The following is a 985-nucleotide window of genomic DNA, read 5'->3' on the forward strand; positions in this document are numbered from 1 at the left end:
CGGTATCATCGCCGCCTCGGCAGGAGATACCCCCATGGCCCTCAAGGAGCTCGAAGTCCGCTACGCCATCAAGCGGGCAAAAGACTATAAACTCACCGACGGCGAAGGCCTCTACCTTCTCGTCCACCCCAACGGCTCCAAGCTGTGGCGGACGAAGTACCGCTATGGCGGCAAGGAAAAGCTGTTGAGCTTTGGCGGCCATCCGGCGGTCTCACTCGCCGAGGCACGGCTGCGCCGCGCCAAGGCCAAAGTGGTGCTAGGCGAGGGAGGGGATCCTGGTGCCGGTAAAAAGCCGAGGACACAGATGACTTTCGAGGAAACGGCGCGCAAATGGCATGGCCACCGCTTCGACACACTTGATCCTAGCCCTGCCACCTGAGCTGCTGCCGGTTCCGCGGACACCAGGTTAAGTTACCTGCGCTTGCCGCTCGAAGTCCATGGGGCTTGACGTGACCCCGGTCTTTATCCAGCGGCAACCAGAGACCGACCGTTGTTTTCGCGCATGAGCGCAGGTGAAGCAACAGGCGGGGTTAACCCCGCCCGTTGCTGTTCGAGTTCGGCGGCGAAGGCCGCCGGGGTGGCGTAGCCGAGCGAGGAGTGTGGCCGCTCAGTGTTATAGGCGTCGACCCAGCGGGCCAGGATCGAACGGGCCTGGCCAATGGTGAAGAAGAGCGTTTCGTTTAGCAGCGGGAGTGTCAGGAATTTCGTGTGTGGGCGGGCGGCTGAACATTACGCGGCCATGGCTCGGATAAAGCGTTCGCCGAAGATGACGGCGAACTGGGCCTTTGCCATGGTCCACTCACGGGGCGGCATCTTCCACTCTTTCCCTGAGCGGTTCAAGATGAGGTAGAGCAGCTTGGTGGCGGCCTCGTCGCTGGGGAAATGCCCGCGGGCGCGCACGGCCCGGCGCAGCTTCGAGTTCAGGGCCTCGATGGAATTCGTGGTGTAGATGATCCGCCGGACCTCGTCAGGAAAGGCGAAGAAT

The 985-nt window shown here is 62.3% G+C and carries 2 protein-coding genes and 1 pseudogene; 1 reads left to right on the plus strand and 2 read right to left on the minus strand.

Features of this window, described 5'->3' with window-relative positions:
* The coding region (locus tag SP5_RS18315; protein WP_042491521.1) for an Arm DNA-binding domain-containing protein at positions 1-379 on the plus strand (379 nt) is incomplete at its 5' end.
* An 83-nt stretch (positions 380-462) separates the two neighbouring features.
* Here SP5_RS18315 and SP5_RS20070 read toward each other — a convergent pair.
* Together SP5_RS20070 and SP5_RS18320 are read right to left on the minus strand one after the other, a co-directional pair.
* A pseudogene (locus SP5_RS20070) lies at positions 463-687 on the minus strand (integrase core domain-containing protein); the annotation flags it as partial.
* 42 nt (positions 688-729) lie between these two features.
* Positions 730-985 (minus strand): transposase (locus SP5_RS18320; protein WP_042491522.1); only part of this gene is annotated, 256 nt, incomplete at its 5' end.

Origin of the sequence: Sphingomonas parapaucimobilis NBRC 15100 (genome assembly GCF_000787715.1) — a bacterium.
Classification (GTDB): domain Bacteria; phylum Pseudomonadota; class Alphaproteobacteria; order Sphingomonadales; family Sphingomonadaceae; genus Sphingomonas; species Sphingomonas parapaucimobilis.